Origin of the sequence: Microcoleus sp. B6-A1, from assembly GCF_036705085.1 — a bacterium.
GTDB lineage: Bacteria > Cyanobacteriota > Cyanobacteriia > Cyanobacteriales > Microcoleaceae > Microcoleus.
Map to the genome: position 1 here is coordinate 16,957 of NZ_JAUBTU010000068.1, position 22,817 is coordinate 39,773.

Here is a 22,817-nt window from a genome sequence, read left to right on the forward strand (position 1 = left end):
ACCCCCCTTAAGAAGGGGGGGACCGGATGTACTCAAATTCCCCCTTTTTTAGGGGGAAGTCTTCTCAAAGTCCCCCTTCTTAAGGGGGATTTAGGGGGATCTAGAATCAGGTAAAAACGAGATTTCTCAAGAGGTTCTATGATTCCAGGTAACTTAATTCATCCAGGATTCATATTGCAAGGTCGCTACCAAGTTATCGATCGCATTGGTGGCGGTGGTTTTGGCGATATTTTTGAAGTAGACGATGGTGGCATTATCAAAGTATTAAAAGTTTTGAATTTAGATAACTTTAATAACCCAGATATTAAGCAAAAAGCCACCATTTTATTTCAGCGAGAAGCAGAGTTCTTAATGAGCCAAAGGCATCCTGGCATTCCTCGTGTAGAAACAGACGGATATTTTACTTGGCCTGAAGGTAGTAGCAAAGCCTTACCATGTCTGGTAATGGAAAAAATACCCGGTCAAAATTTACAAGAGTGGATGTTAGCAAGAGCGAATCAACCAATAACTACAGAAACAGCCATTGAGTGGTTAAATCAACTCACACAAATTCTCAATTTACTGCACGATCAGCAGTATTTTCACCGAGATATTAAACCGTCCAATATCATGTTAAAGCCGGATGGAAAATTGGTATTAGTTGATTTTGGTGCGGTGCGAGAAGTAACAGAAACTTACTTGCGACAACAAAAAGAAAATTATACTGGGACTGCGATTATTTCCGCTGGTTATACGCCAAGCGAACAAGCAGAGGGTCATGCAGTACCGCAATCTGATTTCTTTGCTTTAGGACGTAGTTTTGTTTATTTACTGACAGGAAAAGTGCCGATCGATTTACCTAAAAATCCTGACAATGGTGAATTAATATGGCGAGATAAAGCAACGCAAGTTTCACCGGATCTGGCAAATTTGCTTGACCAAATGATGGCGATTTTTCCCGGAAAGCGACCGCAAACTTGCCAGGAAATATTGCAAATTTTGGCAGGGGTAAACTCGCGATCGCCCTTGGAAAGATTGGCGAAACCGTTGCCAGAAATTAAACAATCGATCGAACCCAGTAAAACGAATCCTATTTTTGATAGGATTCGTTTTAACTGGGTAGGCAAACTAGCTCTAGCTAGCTTGTTTTTGCTAGGCGGTTTGTGGACTTTCTCACCCCAGATAGTATTTTATATTAACAAAGAAGGTTTGAGTAATTACAAAAATCAACGTTTAGATAATGCGGAATTATATTATAAAATAGCTCTATTATTTCAAGCAAATGATGGAAGAGTTAACTATAACTTAGGCGTAATTTATGAAGACAAACAAGAGTATGAAAAGGCTCGCGCTGCATATCAAATTGCTATCAATGCAGGTGTTAATAAAGCTTTAAATAATTTGGCGCGACTGGAAATTTTAGATAAACAATATGCGAAAGCTCTACCGCTGTTAGAAAAAGCTTTACCACTTGCCACAGATATTAAGACAACGTACACTATACACAAAAATTTAGGTTGGGCGCAGTTGGAGTTAGGGCGATATGAAGAGGCTAACAATAACCTGACGAAAGCGATTAATATTGCTAGCGATCGCTCTGTTGCTTACTGTTTGCAAGCTGTTCTTTTAGAACGTCAAGGCAATAAACAAGCATCTATATCTAATTGGAAAAAGTGCTATGATAAATTGCCATCTGAATTTCCTGAAGAACAGAGATGGGTGCTGCAAGAATTCAGCAAAAATTTTCAAAATTTAAAGTTATAGCGTATCTCCGATAGTCCGGCAGGGGTTTAAACCCCTGCCTCAAAGCACAAGTCCTCTTTTAGAGGACTAATGAAGATTTCCAAAGTTTATGCGATCGCTTCGCTATCGCGAACAATGAAAAATAATTTAGGTCATGAAAAATAATCATCCATCCAAGCTGACAGCAATCAATCTCAAAGGCAAAACATTTACTTACTTTGCTATTTTTGGGCTGACGCCTTTAATCCCGATCGTCACAGCGTCAAGAGTTGATCCGATAATTAATGGATTGCATCCTCAAGTTTCAGGTATCGATCGACCGGAAATGCTAGCGATCGACTGTGAGGATTATACTGCCGATCCTCGCGGGCCTCTTGATGTCTTAATTCCTTATATTATCAGTCCCCGACGCACTTTATTGCTGAACGATCAACCGAAATTGCGTTGGAATAAAGTTCCCGGTGTTAATAATTATACTGTTAGTTTAGTGAAAGGCGATCGCACAATTTGGGAAACAAAAGTTAATGGAAATGAGGTAGTGTATCCGGGAACACCACAACTGGAACCGGGATTTGTGTATTTACTGGTGGTAAAAGCTGAGAACGGCAGGACATCTGACGAGGAAAAACTGGGCGATCGAAGCTTCCGAATGCTACCACCGACCCAAAAGCAACTGGTGAAAGGGGCGATCGAGCAAATTAACAGTCAAAAAATTGCCGAGAAAACCAAAGCTTTGCAACGTGCTTATTTTTACATCGGTTCGGATTTGAAATCTGAGGCGATCGAGACATTGGAAGCATTGGTAGCAACGGGTTTTCAAGAAGCTATTGCCTATCGCAAGCTCGGCGATTTATACTGGCAAGAAGGGGTGACATTGCTGGCGGAGAGCAATTATCTAAAAGCACAGGAATTAGCTAGTGCAGCCAAAGACATCGGGGAGCAAGCGCAGTTAGAGGAGGCTTTGGGGGAGTTGTACGGGGCGATCGGCGAAAAGCAAGAAGCACTTCGCTGGTTGACGCAAGCCATAAACAGTCACAAAGCTTTAGGAAATACGCGAAAAGTTAAGGAACTGGAAACGCAGATTGCCAAACTCAAGGCAAGTTTGGCAAAACCGCAACGCTTTGCCGGAGGATTGGGGAGTTAATTTAGAGAAAATTTTGATTTTTCCCGGAGAACAGTTTTTAGAGTGAGTATGAAATTGGAAATCATGAGGTGAGAGGCAAGAACGAAAATGAGCGATGACAAATCTGCGATTCAGGTAGCTGATGAATTATTTCAGGAAGCTTACAAGGAGGTTGAAGCAAAAAACTATAGTGCTGCTTTACAACTTTGCCAAGCTGCTTTAGCTATTTATCAGAAAATTGGCGATCTAAGTGGTGTAGCATACACTCTAGCTAATATTGCCGATATATGCAGGCTCTCCTTAGAGTCACTATTACCAGAATTAGAAGAGTCAAATTTACCAATATCTGGAGATTCAAACTTTCGGGGAGAGCCATCTCCACCGCCACCGCCTTTATCAAGATCTGGAGATTCAAACTTTCGGAGAGCGACACCGCAAGTGTCAGAGCCACCTCCAACGCCAACGCCCCGTCGTTCAAGATCTGGAGATTCAAACTTTCGGAGAGCGGCACCGCAAGTGTCAGAGCCACCTCCAACGCCAACGCCCTCTCCTTAATGAAACAATCATTACTCAAATACAGCCGTTTTCAGGTATGTGAGGTACAGAGAAACCAGGTTTCTTGAAGAAACCTGGTTTCTGGGGTGTAATTCATAAACTCAAAAGTGCTGTATTTGCAATTAGCCAATTTTAGGAGAAGTATTTGTATTCTTTAAAAACTAGATATAGCCCTTTTATATGTTTGTTAACTCGGTTCAGGTTGGCTTTTTATTGGTGACACTAAAATTATCAATAGGGCACTTGTCAGGATTACCGATAGTAACTAAATCGGAGGAATCTTGTATAATTAATTCTGATTTTCAACCAGATTTTTTTTATTTTACACAAAATTCAACTACTGGGGAACCTAAAACTGAAGTTGAAAAACTCTTTGAAACAGGGATGCAAAAATATGACCAAAGTCAGTATCAAGAAGCATTAGAGATTTACAAACAAGTTTTAGCAATTTACCAAAAGAATGGCGAGCGCCCAGGTATTGGCAAAGCTAGTTATGCAATTGGTGCTGTTTATCTTCAACTAAATTTATATTCCCAAGCTCTCCCATTGTTACAAAAATCTTTAGTTATTCATCAGGAATTAAATGACCAAGTAAGAGTGGGAAAAAGTATGATTGCAATAGCTAACGCTTATTACCGACAAGGACAATATTACCAAGCTCTAGACTTTTATCAACGAGCTTTAGTAATTCATGAAGAAATTGGCGACAAGGTAAATATTGCACACTCTCTTAATGGAATAGGGGTAGTATATGAAGGTTTAGCGGAATATTCTCAGGCGCTTAATTTTTATCAGAAGAACCTTGCTATCAGTCAAGAAGATAACGATATATCGAGTAGTGGTCGCCTTTTAAATAATATTGGAGTAGTTTACAGTTATCTAGGACAAAGTTCTCAAGCTTTGGTAGTTTTTCAGCAATCTTTAGCTGCTCGTAAAAAAGCGAACGATCGCTCCGGCGAAGCAATAACTCTTCTGAACCTTGGGACGGTTTATGAAAAACTCAAAGAATACTCAAAAGCTCTGAATTTCTATGAAAAATCGTTATTGATTCAGAGGCAACTCAGCGAACGTGCAAGTATTGGTCGTACTTTAAATCATATAGGTTCTGTGTATTCCGAGCAAGGACAGTACGTTCAAGCATTAGAAGTGCTGAGAGAAGCATTATCAATTTCCCAAGAATTAGGAGAAAAGCCTTGGGTTGGGAGAACACTCTATCGAATTGGTAGTGTTTATCAAGGTTTAAATCAATTTGACCAAGCATTAAATTCTTACCAGAAAGCTTTAGGAATTATTAGAGAAATTGGCGATCGCCAAACAGAACGCCTCATTCTTAGTAACATAGGGGAAGTATTGGCGAAACAAAATCAACCAGAAGTAGCGATAGCCTTTTATAAATTATCCGTTAATGTCACCGAATCAATTCGCAGCGATTTGCGCTCTCTCCCCCCCGAACAACAGCTTTCTTATACAACAACTGTCGCCGATACCTACCGCCTCCTCGCCGATTTATTACTGCAACAAGACCGAGTTTTAGAAGCACAACAAGTCCTCGATTTACTCAAAATTCAAGAAATAGAAGATTATCTCCGTTCCGTTCGGGGAAACGAACAAACAGCACAAGGTATTCCCTTAACTCCTCAAGAAAAGCAAATCCGAAACAGACACAATGAAATTTTAAATAGAGAGATTCAACTAGGCAGAAAGCTGGCTGAATTAGAAAAAATTACTCCAGCTAATCGCACATCTGAGCAGCAACAAGAAATTGCCAATCTCAGGCAAATGCAGCAGGAAATGCGCGGCACATTCAACGAATTTATTAATTCTCCTGAAATTGTTGCCATTCTCCAACAACTCAGCCCTAGAGTACAAACTGTGAATCTAGCTCAACTCAATACCATACGGGGAGACCTATTGCAGCGGTTAGAAAAAAAAGCCGTATTGATTCAGCCTTTAATTTTAGAAGACCGTTTAGAATTGGTAATAACAACTGCTGACTCTCCCCCATTCCGACGTACTGTAGCAGTTAAAAAACAAGAACTCAATCAAGCAATTCTGGAATTTCGCATGGCTTTGGAAGATCCCAACTCCGATGCCACAATCCCAGCTAAGAAACTTTATAATTGGTTAATCAAACCCCTCGAACACGATCTGAGTGAAGCACAAGCTAAAAGCATTATTTATGCTCCTGATGGACAGTTGCGCTACATTCCTCTAGCAGCTTTATATGATGGTAAACAATGGTTGGGGCAGCGGTTTGCCATTAATAATATTACTGCTACGAGCCTCACAAAATTCAATGGAGAAACGACTTATCAACCTCGCGTTTTGGCGGCTGCTTTTGGTGCGCGTCGTTCTACTTTTAAACGGGGGTCTACTCCATTTGCTTTTTCTGGCTTGCAATTTGCGGGGCTGGAAGTGGAAAATTTAGCTGCGATGGTGCCGGGAACTACAAAATTAATAGATCGGGAATTCAATCGTGCCACAATGATTCCGCGTTTGCCAGATTATAACATTATTCATTTGGCAACTCATGCTATGTTTGTTACCGGACAACCGGAAGATTCGTTTATTTTGCTAGGTGATGAGGATGTAATTACCCTGCCCGATATTCAAACTTTAAACCTACTGAATGTAGATTTGGTAGTATTGAGTGCTTGCGAGACGGGGATAGGTGGTAAACTAGGTAATGGAGAAGAAATTTTAGGTTTTGGCTACCAGATACAGGAAACAGGAGCAAAAGCTGCGATCGCATCTTTATGGAAAGTAGATGATGGCGGCACTCAAGCGTTGATGACAGCTTTTTATACGGCGTTGCTGTCGGGAAATAAAAAGGCAGAAGCTTTGCAAAAAGCGCAAATAGCCTTAATTACAGGTGATGATTCAGTGTTGGGTCGATCGGCCAATTTATCAATTTTAGCTCAAACTCGCAGCGGTTTGAAACCGTCAGTGGCCAGTCGTTTGCATCATCCATACTACTGGGCACCGTTTATTCTGATTGGTAATGGTCTTTAGATAGTTGACTGTTGACAGTTGACTGTTGACAGCGAGGTTTTTAGATCGAACTGTTAATAGATTCCGGGAATTAGTTTTTTGACTTTTTGGCGGTACTCTGAATACTCTGGATATTTTTTGGTTAACCAGGTTTCTTCTCGGTTGGCTTTGATCTCGAAAAGTATTATTAATAGTGCGCTGGCTATTAAGTGGGATATGCTCATTTGAAAAAGTGTCCAGCCGAGGGCTGCTAAAATTAAGCCGCTGTATAATGGATGCCGCACTATTCCGTAAATGCCTGTTTGGACTAATTCTCCGTCTTCTCTGGGATATGGTAAAGGTGTGAGGTTTTTTCCTAAGTCTATCAATCCTTTGATGATGAAAATTAATCCGGTTAAGCCGAGAATACTGGCCATAAACCAGATAATATAAAGTAAGTGGGTTGATTGAATTTTTAATCCTGGCAGTTGATAAACTGGTAAGATTACAAATCCTGTGAGCAATCCTCCTTGCAGCAAAACTAAATATTCGCCGCGGCTGTTGTTGCGCCAGCCTTCGCGCGTGAAGCCCCAGTCAGTTAAGATTTTCATAGTAAGACAAAGTTCGGCAACGGATTTTGTAACGGATGTAACGGATGTCAGGAAGAAGGAAGAGGGGAGTTCGGCAACGGATTATGTAACGGATGTAACGGATGTAACGGATGTCAGGAAGAAGGAAGAAGGAAGAGGGGAGAGGGGAGAAGGAAGAGGGAAGAGGGAAAAGGGGAGAAGAAAGTGAACTGTAGGTTGGGTAGAGTGAAGTAAAACCCAACCTACGGCGAACAGGGAACAACCTACAGTCAACAGTCAACAGTCAACAATTAACAAATTTATTCTCGCCAGGGACGTGTCATTAATTCTAATTGATTGACTTCTTCTTGGCTCAAATTCCAGCCTAACGCGCCTGCATTTTCTTGGGCTTGTTTGGCGGTTTTGGCGCCGGGAATGGGGATGACTCCGTTTTGGCATATCAACCAGTTTAGGGCAACTTGGGCGGGCGTACGATCGCGCTTTCTGCCCATTTTCCGCAGGGTGGACATGACTAATTCAATTTTTTCGATGCCGCTTTTGCTGAAGCGGGAGTCCATTTTGCGGGCTCCTGTAGGTGGTTCTTGGGCTGTGTATTTGCCGGTGAGCAATCCTTGGGCTAAGGGGCTGTATGCTAAAATTGTGACGCCCAATTCGCGGGCTGCACTCACAATTCCTTGTTTTTCTACTTGCCGCGACAGCAATGAGTACCGGACTTGATTTGTTGCTAGGGGAACGCCTCTGGCTGCTAGTATTTTGTGGGCTTGGCGCATCTGTTCTACTGAATAGTTGCTGACTCCTACTGCTTGAATTCTGCCTTGTTTTACTTCGTCGGCTAAGGCGTTCATCAGGGTTTCTTGACTCAGTAAAAAAGTGAAGGGCCAGTGCACTTGGTAGAGGGCTATTTGTTCTACTTGCAAGCGTTTTAAACTGGCACTCAAGCTTTGGGAAACTGATTTTCCTGTAATCCGCCAAGGTACGGGGCCGAATTTGGTGGCTATTTGCACGGGTTGGGTGGTTTTTTTGAGAAACTGCCCCAGCAATTCTTCTGACAAGCCGTTACCGTAGACTTCGGCTGTGTCAAAAAAGTTGACTCCGTTGTCAAGGGATGTTTTGAATGCTGCTTCGACTTCGGCGGCGCCGTAGTTGCTGCCGTAGTTCCAAAATAGTTTGTCGCCCCAAGCCCAAGTTCCGACGCACAGGGGAATGACGGCTGGGCCGTTTTGTCCTAGGGTAATGGTTGTCACGGTTGGTAAATCCACAGTTATTGATTCTCTTTATTTTTATATGAATTTATACGAATAATCCCGATCGAGCTTCTAGCCGGGGGAGGAAAGGCGGCTGGTGGCGATATCTCAGTTACTATAAGTGCAAATGATGTGTTTATTTGAGTAGTTATGTCGATCGACCGTTTACCAGATTCAAGATTAACAGATTCCGCGACTCCTGCTATCAAGAGAGTTACCCTGCTGACTATGTTCCGGTTGGGTTTGTTTCAGATGGGATTGGGCATGATGTCGATTTTGACCCTGGGGGTGCTCAATCGCGTCATGATTAAGGAGTTGGCGATTCCGGCTACTGTGGTGGCTGGTACGCTGGCTATGCACCAGTTTGTCGCCCCGGCTAGGGTGTGGTTCGGGCAAATGTCTGATGCTAGGCCTTTGTTTGGCCATCACCGCACGGGTTATGTGTGGATGGGCGGGGTTTTGTTTGTGATTTCTGCTTTTTTGGCGGTGCAGGTGATGTGGCGCTTGGGCAGCAGTTTGGAGGCTGTGGGGTGGACTACTCCTACTTACGGTTGGGTGGGTTTGTTGGGTTTGATTTTTGCACTTTATGGTATTGCTATTTGTTCGAGTTCGACTCCTTTTGCTGCTTTGTTGGTGGATGTTTCGGATGAGGAGGATCGATCGAAGTTGGTGGGTGTGGTGTGGTCGATGCTGATGGTTGGTATTATTATCGGGGCGATTATTAGCAGCGGTTTGCTGAAACAAATTGATGGGGATGTGCCACGGGAAGTGTTGCAGGCTTCGATTAATGGTTTGTTTGTGAAGGTGCCAGCGCTTGTTTTGCTGTTGGTGGGGATTGCGACTTTTGGCGTTGAGAAAAAGTATTCGCGGTACAAGATGCGATCGTCCGCAGTGAATCGAGAAGATAAAATTACTCTGGGAAGTGCGCTGCGGATTTTGACCGCTAGCCGCCAAACCGGTTTGTTTTTTACTTTCCTGCTGATTATGACAATTTGCTTGTTTATGCAGGATGCGGTTTTGGAACCTTACGGCGGGGAAATTTTTAAGATGCCGATTTCGGAAACTACGCGGTTGAATGCTATTTATGGTACAGGTACTCTGATCGGTTTGAGCGCTACTGGTTTTTTAATTGTGCCGCGCATTGGCAAGCAAAATACGATTAGGTTGGGCTGTTTGTCGGTGGCGGCTTGTTTTGGTTTAATTATTTTATCGGGATTTACTGGTAATCCAATTGTGTTTAAGTCGGCTTTAATGTTTTTTGGTTTTGCTTCGGGAATTACGACGACTGGTGCATTGAGTTTGATGTTGGATTTGACTGCGGCGGAAACGGCGGGGACTTTTATTGGTGCTTGGGGTTTGTCGCAGGCGATGGCGCGGGGTGTGGCGACGATTAGTGGCGGTGCTATTTTGGATTTGGGCAGGAGTTTGTTTGGGGTGCCGATGTTGGCTTACGGGTTGGTGTTTGCGGTGCCGGCGGTGGGTATGATTCTGGCTGTTTGGTTGTTGGGTAGGGTGGATGTTCGGGAGTTTCAGGATAATGCTAAAAGTGCGATCGCCACTATTCTTGAAAATGAATTAGACTAAGGTTTGTAGTGAGAACTTTAGTCCTCATTCTCTTGTTAATCAAGGGCTTCAGTCCTTAATACAAAAAAACTGCAAATGAAAGATTTTTGGGATTCTATTTTAAGTTTTTCTCAGACTACTGTCAAGACAGTCGGCCAGCAGTTTTTGAAAGATTTTGGTTCTGCACAAGCAGATGAGAAGGATGATGGGAGTTTGGTTACGCAGTCTGACAATTGGGCGGATGCGGAGATTAGAAGTGCGATCTCATCTACTTTTCCCAGTCACGGGATTTTGAGTGAGGAAGGAGAACACGTTTTCCCAGAGAATGAATGGTGTTGGGTTGTTGATCCTCTGGATGCTACGACTAATTTTGCTAGGGGAATTCCGATTTGGGGGATTTCTTTGGGTTTATTGTATCGCGGAACTCCGGTTTTTGGCTGCGTGCATTTGCCGCCGGTGAATCAGTTTTTTCACGGTTTTTATGCAGGGGATTTGGCGGGCGACAATGTATTGGCAAATATGCCTCAAGGTGCGTTTTTGAACAATCGGCCGATTTGTCCCACTGCTGATAAGATGAGCGGGAATCATATTTTTAATTTGTGTTCCAGAAGTGTGGGTATCGGGCCTCATCTTCCGAGTAAAATTCGGATGTTGGGCATGGCTAGTTACAATTTTTTGACTGTGGCTTCGGGTGTGGCTATGGGAGGGGTGGAAGCGACTCCGAAAATTTGGGATATTGCGGGGAGTTGGGTAATTGTGAAGGCTGCTGGTGCGGTTTGGCTACCGCTGGAATCTCAGGGGATTTTTCCGCTGGAAGTGGGGAAGAATTACGGCAGGATTTCTTATCCGACTTTGGTGATGAATCGGCAGGAGTTGGTGTCGGTGTTTTTGCCGTTTGTGGAGGCTTGGAAGAAGAAAAAAATGGGGTAATTTAGGTTAAGCGAAGCTATCCCGTAGGAAATCGAACAATTATCAAATAAAACTGCAGGGCAGGCGTGACGGAGGAGTCTCCCACGCCTGCCGTGCTGTTTGGAAGAAATATACCGACCGATGACCGATGGTTCAAGTATGCCTACTCTTGTCTATTTCTGCCAATCTGCGATCGGGTGGTTTTGTTTTACGTCGATCGGGTGATGCGGTTTTGGTACAATTTGTGGTAAGTTTTTCACGAGCTATTATTTCTAGGAAATAAAATTATACCCGTTTTCAAGTAGAGGCACAATGGAAAATACGTTTACTGCGGTGTGGGAATAAGTAGATGAGTGGTATATTGGCTAGGTCGAAGAGTTAGCCTGTGGGAAGATACAAGAATAAAGCTTGGAAGAAACTCGGAAAAGTCTGTGATTTGCGATCGCACTAATCTCAATAGCACAATTCTCGCATCCGAGTTGCTGAGTGCGGCAGTCCCAATTCTACCAGCGTTTGTAAATACTCGTCCGGCGTTTTTGGCGGATTCTTAAGCCGGATTCTTTGTTTCTCCGCTGCTTTGCATACACCTTCAAACTTTAAGTTGAGAAAGCGCAGGATAAAGTCATCTGGGTGCAGCGGTTCAATGTTATATTGTTTGAGATTCTCAGCAGGAAAATCCCTGAGATTGAAAGTAACGATAAAATCCGCGCGAGAATGAATTGCTGCTGCTAGAACGTGCCGATCGCCCGGATCGGGAAGTTCCAACTCAGGTATAATTAGCTCATAACCTTGCACTAAGCAATTTTCAACATTTTCATTCATCAAGTTTTTGGTTCTGGCAAGCTGTTCCGACGTGATATCCGGACGGTGGAGAAGTACATTTCTCATCCATTCGCTGTGAATTTCTTCTGTCCAACGGGCATCAACTATTTTGCTAGCTGCTAACTGGACGAAGAAGTCCCGCAGCGGTGCAGAATATAAAATGTTAGCATCATAAACAGCAGTGAAAATAGCCATACTTCAATCGTACAAGCCTAGTGCTTCTGATTCAGCTACAAGCTCATCCATCCCTTTCATACTTTTTTCGTAACTCTGCTTTTTATATTTCATTACATCTTCGTAACCTATCCGGCGACAGCCGCGTACCATTTTGTGAGGAATTGCGCCAGAATCTAGTAAGTGCCACACATACTCGCGAGAGACATTGAGTATGACCTCAACCTGCCAGATATCAAGTTCTTTAGTAATTGGAATCAGCCTGGCAGTATTGCCGCTGCTTGTCTGTTGTAAAATCGCTAACAGCAGTGGCAATGCTGCGGCAGGTATGTCAATTGTCTTTCCCTCTTTTTCGTTTAATATCAATTTGAGGGATTCGCCAGACGGATGATTTTGCAAGTGCGATTCTAAAGCGCGGCTGCTGGTTTTGGCAACCGCTGCTTCTGCTGCTGTCGGCAAAGCAGGTGCTGAGTCGGGATCTCCGGTGAATGTCATGTTAATTTGGGGGTGAGAATAACAGCCAATCAACTACGATCGTAGCAATTTTGCGAGGCGATCGCACTTGATGCAGCCAGCAAAATAACAGATGCTGGGATAGGGACACAACATTGGTGTGTCCCTACTGCAAAATGAATTTATTGCCTCATGCGATTAATTTCGACAGCACATTAGACAACTTAGCACCGAGATTTTCAACAGAGTCCTGCTGTTTGGGATCTTTCATCGTACCGTCAGCATTAAATGCTTCAAAAGCTTGGGGTACTGCTTTCTGATCCGGGAGTACCAATACGTTAATATTCCCCAGGATCGATCGCAAATGAACCAATCCCCGCAAACCGCCCATTCCCCCTGGGGAAGCACTCATAATTACCGCTACTTTGCCAGTAAATGCCACCAATCCCGGTTCACCGGGTGCTGGGCGCGATACCCAATCGATCGCATTTTTCAACACAGGCGTAATTGAACTGTTATACTCCGGGGAAGCTATCAAAAAACCGTCATGCGCTACCATCAATTCCTTCAAGTGCCGGGCATTTTCTGGCATTCCCTCTTTTGCTTCCAAATCTTCGTCAAATAGCGGCATCGGCAAATCGCGCAAATCTACATAAGTAACTTCTGCACCCGCCGCCGTAGCCCCAGCCGCCGCAACTTTTACCAGCAGTTTGTTATAGGATGCTTCGCGGGTACTCCCGGCAAATGCAAGTATTTTTGGTCTATTGTTCACGGTGTTTCCTGATATTTTGACAAGATAATCTTGACATTTCCAAGATAAATTTTAGCAAAGTAAGGCGCTCGCTGTCTCTTTCCTTAAGATATATTAGTTAAATAAATTGTCACCAATGAAAAACCGGGCCGACGTGACTGAAAGCATCCAGGATACCCGCCACGTGATTCATTCCAACGCGCAAACTCAGGACCCAGAAATAAAAAACCTGTATCCGATGAAACTTGCCGAACGTATTTATCCGTGGGGCCAATGCTTCAATCTAAAATCTAAAATCTAAAATCTAAAATCGATTGACTGAGGAGTCTCCCACACCGGGCGCGCGGTTTGTAGTAAATATAACCGACGGATGACCGATATGTAAAGTGTGCCTTGGTGCATCGAGTTTCTGCAATCTGCGATCGGGTGATGCGGTGGGGTCAAGTTTATATTAAGTCCGATCGTCGATCGCGCAATCTTTGGGTAACATTAAACTTAAGAAACACCAAAATAATTTTTGAGAAAATACAAAACTGCATTACAAAAAGGCTGGTATCGCCCTTGTGCATTCATTTGTTGACAAACTTGAGCTAATAATTCTGCCTCTTCCTGTGTTATTCCTTCCAGTGCTTCAAATGCTTGAATTCGTCCCTGTGTTAAGTCATAATGATTGAGTCCCAAAACTTTAATGGTTGTTTGAGCATCTTTTTGATGAGCTAAATTATTAGCAGTTGGCAGTATCTCACCAGTGCTAGAGTAATCAAAAAATTCTTCACAGTTGGCTTGTAGTGGCGAAACCCCGATCGCAAGATTCTGCTTCTTATTGCCACAATACTCTGGCCAATTTGGATATCGGCCACAAGAGCCTAGCATATTTGTGTAATCAAGAGATAATTCGGAATCAGTCTTGCTCTGGGGGGCTAGATGTTCAATATGGCTATTGCTTTGCTCAACTCTCATACAGCAGTAGCAGCAAATATAGCCTTGTTCACTTAGCAAAGAAATGTGTACCGATACTTTCTCAGGGTTGGAAAGATATTTGTAATCATAGTTGACACCGAGAGACTTCTGTGTAGCCTTCCATTCGGAAAAATTTAGAGGTTCTTTCCCCTTTTGAATATATTTCATTTAGTGAGAATTTCCTTGCGTTGAATTAGCCAATCTGCTCTCACAAATTCAGGATCTTCTTCTCCAATTCGGTGTGCTAATTCTTGGCGCAATTGCCGTGCATTTCCGAGTTCGCCATTGTCTATCAAGCGAAACAATTCACGTAAAGATTCTATAATTTCCTGCGGACGTTCTGGAGTTCCCATAAGCGTTTCTAGAATCCGATTGCTATCTTTCCCAAAGGAGGGTACTCGCTCGATCGCAATTCCTTCAGGTGTTGACCTCAAAAGATGAACCCATTTGAGATCGCTGATGACCTGTGGCGAATGAGTCGTAATTATAAACTGGCAATTTGGGAATGTTTTTTTCAGATTCGGAATAATCGCCCGTTGCCATTTTGGGTGCAAGTGGAGCTCAATCTCGTCAATCAAAACAACGCCGGAACCCTCAAGCGGATTGCAATTTCGATCCGGATTTGCGATCGCCAAACGCCTTGCTAAATCTCCTGCTAGTGCTAACAAGCATTTTTCACCATCGGATAGTTGATTGACGATCAGTTCATCACCTTGTTTGTCTGCCGTCATTCGCAAAGGCGATCGCCTAACCCGTAAATTTGAAAAGCCGTCTAGTAAGTTCTCGATCGCATATCTGACTGCTTCTAGTTCGCGATCGCGATACTGAGCATAATCATTTAGTCGTACTTCGTTTTCTAAATCTTCCCGATCTCTAAACCATTCAAAAAAGCGCCTAAAATCGATCTGCCCTCCCGTGAGAACCTCGTCATAAACAGTTATCTGCTCAAACGAATGTTTCGTCCTAATCTTCAAAGGAATATCAAGTACGGCACGGTTAGTTGGGTAGTAAACAGCCAGAGGCAATGCTGCGTAAGAATTAGCATCTAACTGACTGTGTATGCGATCGACAACTTTTTTTAAGTCCCCAAGATTGCTGCTAGTATCCTTGCTTCGCCCTTTACTGACCTTGCTTAAAGACCATACAACTTCCGACCATTCATTGATTGAAATTGTAATTTCGTTGTGAGTTTCTTTCCATCCTTTTTTGATATCATCTTCGTTGAAAGAACGTCCATTACTATTGGGAGTTTGAATTCGCTTGGTCAGCCAGGAGAGAAGAATAGCCAAACACTCAAGTATGCTGGATTTTCCCACACCGTTGATACCGATGAACACAGTCGGCTCATCTGTATCAAACTCCAGGGTCAAATCGCTGATGCCTCGGAATGAGTTCATTTTTAGACGCTTGACTTTCACGATTTGGTTCTCGCTCTGGCTTAGTGGGTTATATTTTTGAGATCATATCAAATCAATGCTGCCAAACAAAGTCAGCAATGGGTCTATCTGCCGACAAAACAGGATTGTCATTGGAATTGAGTAAAACCGATCGCACTTTTACATTCCCGACTCCCAAACGCCTCTCGACGCGACTGGGAATGCCGTAACCGTAAATAATGTGTCCTTTCCCCGCCAACACCACAACTTGATAGTCGGGGTTTGCTTTGACAAATTCAGCTATTTTTTCCGCCATAGTTTCATCCCACAAAACTTGGGCTTGCAAGAATCTTTCAAAAGCCGTACTATTTCCCTGTCCTGCCTTTTGGTGTTGCTGGTAAACTTCTAGCAGCAGTTGCCGATATTCGGCTTTGTCGGTGCGAATTTCGGATATTGGGGGAATGTGCTTTTTTTCCTCGGCTGTGAGGCTTTCTAAACCTTGAGTGGCAACTTTTCTCGTTACTTCGGATGGTGTATTTAAGGCGAGGACGGGTAGTTGATTTTCTTTGGCAAACCGCAAAATGGGGGCGTAAGATTCCCAGGGAAACCGCCATCTGCGATCGTACTCTGTTTGCTCGACTAATTGCTCTTCAGTCAGTTTACCTGCTAAGTAGTTGTCGATCGCACTTTGAAAGGGACGCTGAAACATTTCCATCGCGATCGCAATTTTCCGATTTTGCCGCTGCATTTCTCGGATAATCTTCAGTTGAGCTTGGTGGTCTTCCGCGCTATCGTGGGTTTCTCCCAGATACACGACTTTTGCTTTCACCAACTGTTGTAGAATCTCTTGATTCGTGTAAGTCTGCCCAGGTTGAGGGTTCGCCGTCGTTTGGGCTGTCACTGCACTGCTGCACAGCAGAAAGATGCTGAGCGATAAGGCGCACAGTTTGATGAGTTTGGTTGTTTTCATACACACATTATGCCGTTTCTCGCAGCATCAAGCACAGCCGAACTCTACTATTTTAGCTGAGCAGCTAGAAAGCTCAATCCTTAATTTAACTTCATAATTATCGGCAGTTACTTCTAAAAATGTAAAGTTTAGTTGCAGGTACTTGCGCTTCTAGAAGAAGGTGGTAAATTAATAATATGAAGCGAACAAAAAGCTTCTCTGACAGATACCACATCTAGATACCGCAGCGAAGTTCACAATAGAATCTAAGGAGTAAAACGCTGTCTAATCTCACATCTGTCTCATTAAAAACCAATAGCAGCACCCACCAACAAAGCTGATACTTCCTCAACTAATTAGACGGGAGCAATGCAAATGAATCCGAGGATTATTGCAACTCCACATCGAAGTTGAAAAAAGAGGAAATCACTCGGTACATATGGCTGGGTGCTGTTGTTGTTAAAAGAGATTTTCGGTTGATGATGTTTTTTTCAGTAAAGGCAGAGCCTCTAGATATGCGTTACCGGGCAGAGCCTGGTAACGAGCATAATTATATTATCTCCGGTCGATGACCCCTAATACGGTAGGGGCGGGTTCACGAAAAATATCTGTCAATAATTGACAATCTCAAAAACCCGCCCTTTTAATCGCTCGATAGGACATGATATTACTGGAAAATTGTCTCGTCTTCCTTTCGCCACGCGGGATCGACAATACAAATAAATATTAGCGACTCTGTGCCACAGTTGTAAATAAACTGCTTGGCGTTTGGGGGAATGTAAACTGCATCTCCGGCTTCCACGAATTGATTTTCCTCGTCGATGTGCATTTCTCCAACGCCACTGAGGATGTAGTAAACTTCAGAAGTAGTCAGGGAGTGCAGCACAGAAGTTTGTCCCGGTGGCAAAGTGGCGTGGGCTAAACTGTAACGCAAATCCACAGCTTGTTTGTCTGGATGCAGCAATTCTCGCAGTTGAGTACCGTCGCCAGCAATAAACTCGTCGCAGGCATTTAGCTTTTGAATTAGCATTATTTCCACACTCCTAAAAATCTCTTTACCACAACTTAAGTTTAATTGAAAGAGCTAGAGATGTTAAGAAATATGTAAAGCGGCGATCGGATTTTTTAACCGTAAATTCCCGAATGCCCTCGATAATCAGGACAGTCGATCGCATCTTCAGATAAAGCTATTGTAGGCTGAACGGGACACTTGAGGTGGTAGTCGCCGGTGAAAAATACGCAGTTAGCACAAGGGATTTGGTGCATCCGCTGAGCTCGGCGCAGGGAGTCGGCGACAGTACGCCCGATACTCGAAAATATCAAAAAAACTAAACCCCAGGCGGACACAAAACACAGCGGGACTAAAATAGGCTGTATTGCCTTCAGCAGAAAGTAAAGCATAGCAAGAAAATTTAGCGGTATAAGCCACACATAGATTAGAGTAGTGGAATTGCCGATCGATCGACCAAAAAGTTTAGAATCCTTTACAGCTCGATCGAGAAACCGGGCTATTATGGCATGATAAGGAACAGTCCTTAAATAAAATTAGAGGAAATCAGTTATGACTCTGCGATTAGGCGATACAGTTCCCAACTTTACCCAAGCTTCGTCTGAAGGGGAAATCAACTTCTACGACTGGGCTGGGGATAGCTGGGTGGTGTTGTTTTCTCACCCGAAAGACTATACTCCAGTGTGCACCACAGAACTCGGTGCAGTGGCCCGTCTAAAGTCTGAATTTGAAAAGCGTGGCGTTAAAACCATTGCCCTCAGCGTCGATGATGTGGATTCTCACATGGGCTGGATTAAAGATATTGAGGAAACTCAAAACGTCACCCTCAATTATCCGATTTTAGCAGATGGCGATCGTAAAGTTTCCGACATTTACGACATGATCCATCCCAACTCGCTAAACAACTTAACAATCCGCACAGTTTTTGTGATTGACCCGGAAAAGAAATTGCGTTTGAGCATTACTTATCCCGCGAGCACTGGTCGGAATTTCAATGAAATTTTGCGAGTAATTGATTCCTTGCAACTTACCGACAAATACAGCGTTGCGACTCCGGTTGATTGGAAAGACGGCGACGATTGCGTCATCGTACCTTCGATTACCGACCCGAAAGAGTTGGAAGAGAAATTTCCTAAAGGTTATACGCCGATTAAGCCTTATTTGCGGATGACTCCTCAGCCGAATAAATAGGTTTAACATTCCTGGACGCAGAACCTAATTATGTAAGGTGCCCACGGAGCACCTTACCTCTATAATTCGCACGTAATATCAAATCCGTTGACATCGGAATTATGCATCTCTCTCTTCTCTTTCTCTGTGTTCTCTGTGCCCTCTGTGGTTTAATCATTCCGATACAACCGGAATTGATCCCACACCAGCTTATAGTTAGGAATTGAGTCCTTAATCCTGATTTTCGAGCACTCAAGTGCTAACTACAAACAAAGAAATTGTGCAATCTTGTGTAAACACTTTAGATTGGAGGAAAGGCAAAATGCTGTCATCAACAATTGTGTTGCGAATACCGCCAAAATTGCAAATGACAGAAGACGAGTTTTTCGAGTTCTGTCAAATCAATAGTGAATTACGCATTGAACGCAACAAATCGGGAGAATTGCTAATTATGCCCCCTACTGGTGGAACAACAGGAAATCGCAGCGGTAGCGTCTTTGGAGAGTTGTATATTTGGGCTCGCCAAGATGGAACAGGTATGTGTTTTGACTCCAGTACGGGATTTAAGCTTTCAATGGGTGACAGGTCTCCAGATGCCTCGTGGATTAAACTGGAACGGTGGAATACTTTGTCACCAGAACAGCAAGATAAATTCCCACCTATTTGCCCGGATTTTGTAGTAGAACTGAGGTCGGCTTCTGACAATCTCAAGCCATTGCAAGAAAAAATGCAAGAATATATGAGAGAACCAGGAGTGCAGTTAGGCTGGTTAATTGACCGCAAAAATCGCAGAGTTTATATTTACCGTCCCGGTTTGCCCGAAGAATGTTTGGAGAATCCGGCTACAGTTAGCGGCGACCCCGTTTTGCCGGGATTCGTACTTAATATGAGCAAGATTTGGTAGAACTGGTAGCAATAAATATCAACTTCTTGTAAAAATTAATAATAGGATGCAAAAACGCAAAAAATATGGATATTAAAAACGGCTTTGTAGGCACAATCGGCAACACACCACTAATTCGCTTAAACAGCTTCAGCGATGAAACTGGCTGCGAAATTCTCGGTAAAGCAGAGTTTCTCAATCCCGGCGGTTCCGTTAAAGATAGGGCTGCTTTATACATCATCAAAGACGCAGAAGAAAAAGGCTTGCTGAAACCGGGCGGCACTGTTGTTGAAGGCACTGCGGGCAATACTGGCATCGGTTTGGCACACATTTGCAACGCGAAAGGTTACAAATGTATGATTGTGATTCCCGATAACCAATCTCAAGAAAAAATCGATGCTTTGAAAACCTTGGGCGCTGAAGTTCGGACTGTTCCCGCTGTTCCTTACAAAGACCCAAATAATTATGTCAAATTGTCGGGAAGATTGGCGGAGGAAATGGAGAATGCTGTCTGGGCCAATCAGTTTGACAATTTAGCCAATCGCCGAGCTCATTACGAGACGACTGGCCCGGAAATTTGGGAACAAACAAACGGCAAAATTGATGCTTGGGTAACAGCTACTGGTACTGGCGGCACTTTTGCTGGCGTAGGAATGTTTTTGAAAGAAAAAAATCCTGCTGTGAGAATTGTCTTGGCAGACCCGATGGGCAGCGGGCTTTACAGTTATTTCAAAACTGGGGAAATTAAGACTGAAGGTAGTTCGATTACTGAGGGAATTGGCACGACTCGCGTGACTGCAAATATGGAGAATGCCCCGGTAGATGACGCCATCCAAATTCACGATACTGAAGCTGTCCGGGTGATTTACCAACTGCTGAGGAAAGAAGGGCTGTTTATGGGCGGTTCTGTGGGGATTAATGTGGGGGCGGCTGTGGCTTTAGCGAAGCAAATGGGGCCTGGACATACGATTGTTACGGTACTCTGCGACGGCGGGGCTCGGTATCAGTCGCGTTTGTTCGATAGACAATGGTTGGCTTCCAAAGGCTTGTCACCAGATTAACCGTAGGGTGCGCTGAAGTCTTAAGCTGTCCCGCATCTAAATTGTATTTTTCGGGCGGGCGGGACGCTAGGGCCCCTACTCCCCACGATAATTTGAGGAATTCAAAGCGATTGAATGCAATTCAAGTTTAATGAGTTGTGGGATGGGCTTCTAGCCCGTCCAAAGTTTTTAACGACTTTCCTACAAGTTGGGCATATATGGCTACACCTATTCCCATGATAAAAAGGTAGCATATATTCAGCCGACTGTCAACTAAAAAATATGAAAATTATCCAATCTTCTAGGCAAGTTCTTGTTTGCCAGAACCGCACCTGTCGCAAGCAAAATTCAGCAAAGGTACTGGCAGCTTTTCAGAAATTGTCGCCCTCAGAAGTTGAAGTTGTTGCTAGCGGTTGTTTGGGACAGTGCGGCAACGGGCCGATGGTGTTGGTACTACCAGAAGAGGTTTGGTACAGCGGTGTTTGTCAGGAGGAAGTTGCGGCAATAACTGAGCAACATTTGCGGGGAGGAAAGCCGGTGGAGAGGATGCTTTATCGCAAGTTTCACCGACTTTCTAAGTAGTCGATCGCCCGCCTTTAAAATTCTTCCGCAAACAACCGGCGGAGAATTTCCGTGATTTCGGCGCAAAATCTGGCGTCGAGTTCGATCGCCAAGCGATCGACACTGGAACCGTCTAAAACTTTTTCTGCCCGCAAAGTCATGGCTAAAGTTCTGAGTTTGGCCGGCTTTCCCGCCGCTTTCGGCCGCTCGTCAACAAACCGCACTAAAGCCACATAAACTGTTTCTAGGGTTCCCCGGATCGAGCTCAGTCCGTAACCCAATTTTGAGATAATTACTGGAGAAGTGATGAGAGTATCCATCCCCAAAGTTTTAATTGCTACGTCCACATATCGAGCGCTGTCATGTCCCATTGCTCTGACAATGCTTTCTAAACTGTTCCACTGAGATCCTTTCATGCGCGATCGCTGTTCGATGTGGAAGTGCCATCCTAACATGGAAATTAGCCTGGTTAAATCATAAGCAGATACGGTATTACTTTGTTTGGTGCTGTTTAATGCCGCACTTAGCAGCACTTGTTTTTTGGTGAGATCGAAGATTTTGGGGTTGTTGTGATAAGGATTTTCGCCGTAATCGCCGCGAAAAATTAGGTCATTATTGCCAGTAGCGCTCTTCAGCCATTGCTCTAGTCCTATGCGAGTATCGAAGCGTTTGAACATCGCAGCTAAGGAGTTTGAACTTGCTATATTGGAGGCATAGCTAATCATATCTTTTGCTAAATCGTAAAAGTAAAAATCGTGTCTTAGCCCGTTGCCATCTCTAACAACGCAGTTGTCAATGTCGCAGTCTGGATATTTGGTATTTACTTGACTGACGATATTAAGGAGTGCGATAATTTTAGTAGCACTCCACTGTTCAGCTTTGGTAAGTGCGTTTTTTCCCAGCCACTGCGCCTGAATTTTGCCATCTACAAAAGTACCAATGCAAACGCAGGCTTCTTTGATGTCTGCGTGGAGGAAACTTAAAGCTTGAGAGTTAATTTGAGGTAGTTCTCCCAGGCTGGGAAACGGAGTAGGTTTGAGGGGATTATTGGGGCCTGGAATAGAGCTAATTACTTTTAAGCCGTCGGGTTTCTGTTTGAGATAATCGGGATAGTTTTTAATGTGTTGTTGGTAAGGGGATTTTTCAACGCCCCTGTCTAAAAAAGCTAGTTTGTTGATGTTAGCTTGGGCATCTATTTCCATTTGGAGGTAGTTTTTGAAGATGCGCGATCGGTCTTTTGCGAGTTCGAGGGAGGTGAGGTTCATGATAATTGTTGGCAGCTTGTTACAAATAAGTAAATCACTATACTAGGATTTACGCAAACAAACCGGGTTTCTCTATAAAATTTTGGGTTAGGAAACGAAAAATTAATGAAGAAACCGGGCGGCAGACAGTAACTGCGGCCAGGACTATATATCTGAACTCGATCCCTGCAATCAAGCTTTTTTGCCGCGTACTTGAATGCGTTTGTCGGTTTTTTGTTTCTTAATCCAAGAGAGAAATTTCTGGAGTTCAGGATCATTTTTGAGCTTTTCCAGGGTATTGAGCTCTTGGGCGAGGTGTTTGTTGTCAAATAGAGAGTGAATCTGACGGTGACAGGCTGAGCAAATGTCGATTGTCGGGCTGGGATCTTCGTTTTTGCGCTTGGTGTTTTGTTTGGGGGTGAGGTGATGGGCGGTTAATGCTTCCATTTGTCGATCGCACAATTCGCACTGCATAATTTTCTCAATGCTGCTGGATAGGAGAATTGCTACTTTTAGTTTAGCGCGATCGGCTGTGAGGAGGTGAATGATATCATGTGCGATCGATTAACCATAATATCCCGGTCGGGGCGGGTTTTTGAGATTGTCAATTATTGGCAGGTATTGTTGGCGAACCCTCCCCTACGAAAATCGCGGTCGCTCGACCGGACTTGATATGGAATGAGAATTAAATAACTTCCACAAGTTTGTGGGATGGGCGTCCCGCCCGTCCTTTTTGGACGGGCGGGACG

At 43.7% G+C, this 22,817-nt stretch carries 23 protein-coding genes; 11 read left to right on the forward strand and 12 right to left on the reverse strand.

Annotated features, from left to right (window positions below):
* Positions 1-138: 138 nt before the first annotated feature.
* The 4 genes from QUB11_RS22160 to QUB11_RS22175 all read left to right on the forward strand — a co-directional run bounded on the left by QUB11_RS22160 (position 139) and on the right by QUB11_RS22175 (position 6,412).
* On the forward strand, positions 139-1,743 hold the full coding sequence (locus QUB11_RS22160) for a protein kinase domain-containing protein (protein WP_333206088.1): 1,605 nt from the start codon (positions 139-141) through the stop codon (positions 1,741-1,743).
* Positions 1,744-1,876: 133 nt separating this feature from the next.
* Positions 1,877-2,866 carry a tetratricopeptide repeat protein gene (locus QUB11_RS22165; RefSeq protein WP_333206089.1) on the forward strand — a complete coding sequence of 330 codons (990 nt, stop codon included), beginning with the start codon at positions 1,877-1,879 and terminating at the stop codon, positions 2,864-2,866.
* Between the two features lie 87 nt (positions 2,867-2,953).
* A complete protein-coding gene (locus QUB11_RS22170; RefSeq protein WP_333206090.1) occupies positions 2,954-3,400 on the forward strand; it encodes a hypothetical protein in 447 nt (148 codons plus the stop codon).
* 384 nt (positions 3,401-3,784) lie between these two features.
* Positions 3,785-6,412, forward strand: a complete 2,628-nt coding sequence (locus QUB11_RS22175) for a CHAT domain-containing protein (protein WP_333206091.1) — start codon at positions 3,785-3,787, stop codon at positions 6,410-6,412.
* 53 nt (positions 6,413-6,465) lie between these two features.
* On the opposite strand, the gene QUB11_RS22180 is transcribed toward QUB11_RS22175, so the two are convergent.
* Together QUB11_RS22180 and QUB11_RS22185 are read right to left on the reverse strand one after the other, a co-directional pair.
* Positions 6,466-6,981, reverse strand: a complete 516-nt coding sequence (locus QUB11_RS22180; protein WP_333151339.1) for an isoprenylcysteine carboxylmethyltransferase family protein — start codon at positions 6,979-6,981, stop codon at positions 6,466-6,468.
* A 278-nt stretch (positions 6,982-7,259) separates the two neighbouring features.
* On the reverse strand, positions 7,260-8,204 hold the full coding sequence (locus tag QUB11_RS22185; protein WP_333206107.1) for an aldo/keto reductase: 945 nt from the start codon (positions 8,202-8,204) through the stop codon (positions 7,260-7,262).
* A 150-nt stretch (positions 8,205-8,354) separates the two neighbouring features.
* Here QUB11_RS22185 and QUB11_RS22190 point away from each other — a divergent pair, with 150 nt between their 5' ends.
* The 3 genes from QUB11_RS22190 (at position 8,355) to QUB11_RS22200 (ending at position 10,927) form a co-directional block, all read left to right on the forward strand.
* Entirely contained in the window at positions 8,355-9,788 is a 1,434-nt protein-coding gene (locus tag QUB11_RS22190; RefSeq protein WP_333206092.1) for a BCD family MFS transporter, read from the forward strand.
* Between the two features lie 75 nt (positions 9,789-9,863).
* A complete protein-coding gene (locus QUB11_RS22195) occupies positions 9,864-10,697 on the forward strand; it encodes an inositol monophosphatase family protein (RefSeq protein WP_333206093.1) in 834 nt (277 codons plus the stop codon).
* Between the two features lie 65 nt (positions 10,698-10,762).
* On the forward strand, positions 10,763-10,927 hold the full coding sequence (locus QUB11_RS22200; protein WP_190661231.1) for a hypothetical protein: 165 nt from the start codon (positions 10,763-10,765) through the stop codon (positions 10,925-10,927).
* 202 nt (positions 10,928-11,129) lie between these two features.
* Here QUB11_RS22200 and QUB11_RS22205 read toward each other — a convergent pair whose 3' ends face one another.
* From QUB11_RS22205 to QUB11_RS22240, 8 genes are all read right to left on the reverse strand, one after another.
* Complete coding sequence (locus QUB11_RS22205; RefSeq protein WP_333206094.1) at positions 11,130-11,693, reverse strand: PIN domain-containing protein; 564 nt, start codon at positions 11,691-11,693, stop codon at positions 11,130-11,132.
* A gap of 3 nt (positions 11,694-11,696) precedes the next feature.
* Entirely contained in the window at positions 11,697-12,167 is a 471-nt protein-coding gene (locus tag QUB11_RS22210; RefSeq protein ID WP_333206095.1) for a hypothetical protein, read from the reverse strand.
* Positions 12,168-12,315: 148 nt separating this feature from the next.
* Positions 12,316-12,897 carry an NAD(P)H-dependent oxidoreductase gene (locus QUB11_RS22215; protein ID WP_333206096.1) on the reverse strand — a complete coding sequence of 194 codons (582 nt, stop codon included), beginning with the start codon at positions 12,895-12,897 and terminating at the stop codon, positions 12,316-12,318.
* A gap of 474 nt (positions 12,898-13,371) precedes the next feature.
* Positions 13,372-14,004, reverse strand: coding sequence for a retron system putative HNH endonuclease (locus QUB11_RS22220; RefSeq protein WP_333206097.1), 633 nt, complete (start codon positions 14,002-14,004; stop codon positions 13,372-13,374).
* Positions 14,001-15,254 (reverse strand): AAA family ATPase, encoded by a 1,254-nt coding sequence (locus tag QUB11_RS22225; RefSeq protein ID WP_333206098.1) that lies wholly within the window; start codon positions 15,252-15,254, stop codon positions 14,001-14,003. Before QUB11_RS22225 ends, QUB11_RS22220 begins: the two co-directional genes overlap by 4 nt.
* A gap of 52 nt (positions 15,255-15,306) precedes the next feature.
* Positions 15,307-16,182 carry a ChaN family lipoprotein gene (locus tag QUB11_RS22230; RefSeq protein ID WP_333206099.1) on the reverse strand — a complete coding sequence of 292 codons (876 nt, stop codon included), beginning with the start codon at positions 16,180-16,182 and terminating at the stop codon, positions 15,307-15,309.
* A gap of 646 nt (positions 16,183-16,828) precedes the next feature.
* Positions 16,829-17,191, reverse strand: coding sequence for a cupin domain-containing protein (locus tag QUB11_RS22235; RefSeq protein ID WP_333206100.1), 363 nt, complete (start codon positions 17,189-17,191; stop codon positions 16,829-16,831).
* 95 nt (positions 17,192-17,286) lie between these two features.
* The gene (locus tag QUB11_RS22240) at positions 17,287-17,562 is read right to left on the reverse strand and encodes a hypothetical protein (RefSeq protein ID WP_333206101.1); all 276 of its coding nucleotides are present in this window, start codon (positions 17,560-17,562) and stop codon (positions 17,287-17,289) included.
* A gap of 160 nt (positions 17,563-17,722) precedes the next feature.
* On the opposite strand from QUB11_RS22240, the gene QUB11_RS22245 reads away from it, so the two are divergent.
* The 4 genes from QUB11_RS22245 to QUB11_RS22260 all read left to right on the forward strand — a co-directional run bounded on the left by QUB11_RS22245 (position 17,723) and on the right by QUB11_RS22260 (position 20,845).
* Positions 17,723-18,361: a peroxiredoxin gene (locus tag QUB11_RS22245; RefSeq protein ID WP_006632618.1), complete on the forward strand. Its 639-nt coding sequence runs from the start codon at positions 17,723-17,725 to the stop codon at positions 18,359-18,361.
* A gap of 301 nt (positions 18,362-18,662) precedes the next feature.
* Positions 18,663-19,244 (forward strand): Uma2 family endonuclease, encoded by a 582-nt coding sequence (locus tag QUB11_RS22250; protein WP_333206102.1) that lies wholly within the window; start codon positions 18,663-18,665, stop codon positions 19,242-19,244.
* Positions 19,245-19,309: 65 nt separating this feature from the next.
* Complete coding sequence (locus tag QUB11_RS22255) at positions 19,310-20,284, forward strand: cysteine synthase A (RefSeq protein ID WP_333146687.1); 975 nt, start codon at positions 19,310-19,312, stop codon at positions 20,282-20,284.
* Positions 20,285-20,545: 261 nt separating this feature from the next.
* Positions 20,546-20,845, forward strand: a complete 300-nt coding sequence (locus QUB11_RS22260) for a (2Fe-2S) ferredoxin domain-containing protein (RefSeq protein WP_333206103.1) — start codon at positions 20,546-20,548, stop codon at positions 20,843-20,845.
* Between the two features lie 14 nt (positions 20,846-20,859).
* Here QUB11_RS22260 and QUB11_RS22265 read toward each other — a convergent pair whose 3' ends face one another.
* Both QUB11_RS22265 and QUB11_RS22270 read right to left on the reverse strand, forming a co-directional pair.
* Positions 20,860-22,089 carry a hypothetical protein gene (locus tag QUB11_RS22265; protein WP_333206104.1) on the reverse strand — a complete coding sequence of 410 codons (1,230 nt, stop codon included), beginning with the start codon at positions 22,087-22,089 and terminating at the stop codon, positions 20,860-20,862.
* A 171-nt stretch (positions 22,090-22,260) separates the two neighbouring features.
* The gene (locus QUB11_RS22270) at positions 22,261-22,542 is read right to left on the reverse strand and encodes a hypothetical protein (RefSeq protein WP_333206105.1); all 282 of its coding nucleotides are present in this window, start codon (positions 22,540-22,542) and stop codon (positions 22,261-22,263) included.
* Positions 22,543-22,817: the final 275 nt, after the last annotated feature.

Coding starts and splice junctions, on each gene's coding strand:
- QUB11_RS22260 (WP_333206103.1), top strand. CDS start 20,546: ATGAAAATTATCCAATCTTCTAGGCAAGTTCTTGTTTGCCAGAACCGC.
- QUB11_RS22195 (WP_333206093.1), top strand. CDS start 9,864: ATGAAAGATTTTTGGGATTCTATTTTAAGTTTTTCTCAGACTACTGTC.
- QUB11_RS22265 (WP_333206104.1), bottom strand. CDS start 22,089: ATGAACCTCACCTCCCTCGAACTCGCAAAAGACCGATCGCGCATCTTC.
- QUB11_RS22255 (WP_333146687.1), top strand. CDS start 19,310: ATGGATATTAAAAACGGCTTTGTAGGCACAATCGGCAACACACCACTA.
- QUB11_RS22190 (WP_333206092.1), top strand. CDS start 8,355: ATGTCGATCGACCGTTTACCAGATTCAAGATTAACAGATTCCGCGACT.
- QUB11_RS22165 (WP_333206089.1), top strand. CDS start 1,877: ATGAAAAATAATCATCCATCCAAGCTGACAGCAATCAATCTCAAAGGC.
- QUB11_RS22250 (WP_333206102.1), top strand. CDS start 18,663: ATGCTGTCATCAACAATTGTGTTGCGAATACCGCCAAAATTGCAAATG.
- QUB11_RS22270 (WP_333206105.1), bottom strand. CDS start 22,542: ATGCAGTGCGAATTGTGCGATCGACAAATGGAAGCATTAACCGCCCAT.
- QUB11_RS22180 (WP_333151339.1), bottom strand. CDS start 6,981: ATGAAAATCTTAACTGACTGGGGCTTCACGCGCGAAGGCTGGCGCAAC.
- QUB11_RS22210 (WP_333206095.1), bottom strand. CDS start 12,167: ATGACATTCACCGGAGATCCCGACTCAGCACCTGCTTTGCCGACAGCA.
- QUB11_RS22240 (WP_333206101.1), bottom strand. CDS start 17,562: ATGCTTTACTTTCTGCTGAAGGCAATACAGCCTATTTTAGTCCCGCTG.
- QUB11_RS22235 (WP_333206100.1), bottom strand. CDS start 17,191: ATGCTAATTCAAAAGCTAAATGCCTGCGACGAGTTTATTGCTGGCGAC.
- QUB11_RS22245 (WP_006632618.1), top strand. CDS start 17,723: ATGACTCTGCGATTAGGCGATACAGTTCCCAACTTTACCCAAGCTTCG.
- QUB11_RS22230 (WP_333206099.1), bottom strand. CDS start 16,182: ATGAAAACAACCAAACTCATCAAACTGTGCGCCTTATCGCTCAGCATC.
- QUB11_RS22170 (WP_333206090.1), top strand. CDS start 2,954: ATGAGCGATGACAAATCTGCGATTCAGGTAGCTGATGAATTATTTCAG.
- QUB11_RS22220 (WP_333206097.1), bottom strand. CDS start 14,004: ATGAAATATATTCAAAAGGGGAAAGAACCTCTAAATTTTTCCGAATGG.
- QUB11_RS22175 (WP_333206091.1), top strand. CDS start 3,785: ATGCAAAAATATGACCAAAGTCAGTATCAAGAAGCATTAGAGATTTAC.
- QUB11_RS22160 (WP_333206088.1), top strand. CDS start 139: ATGATTCCAGGTAACTTAATTCATCCAGGATTCATATTGCAAGGTCGC.
- QUB11_RS22205 (WP_333206094.1), bottom strand. CDS start 11,693: ATGGCTATTTTCACTGCTGTTTATGATGCTAACATTTTATATTCTGCA.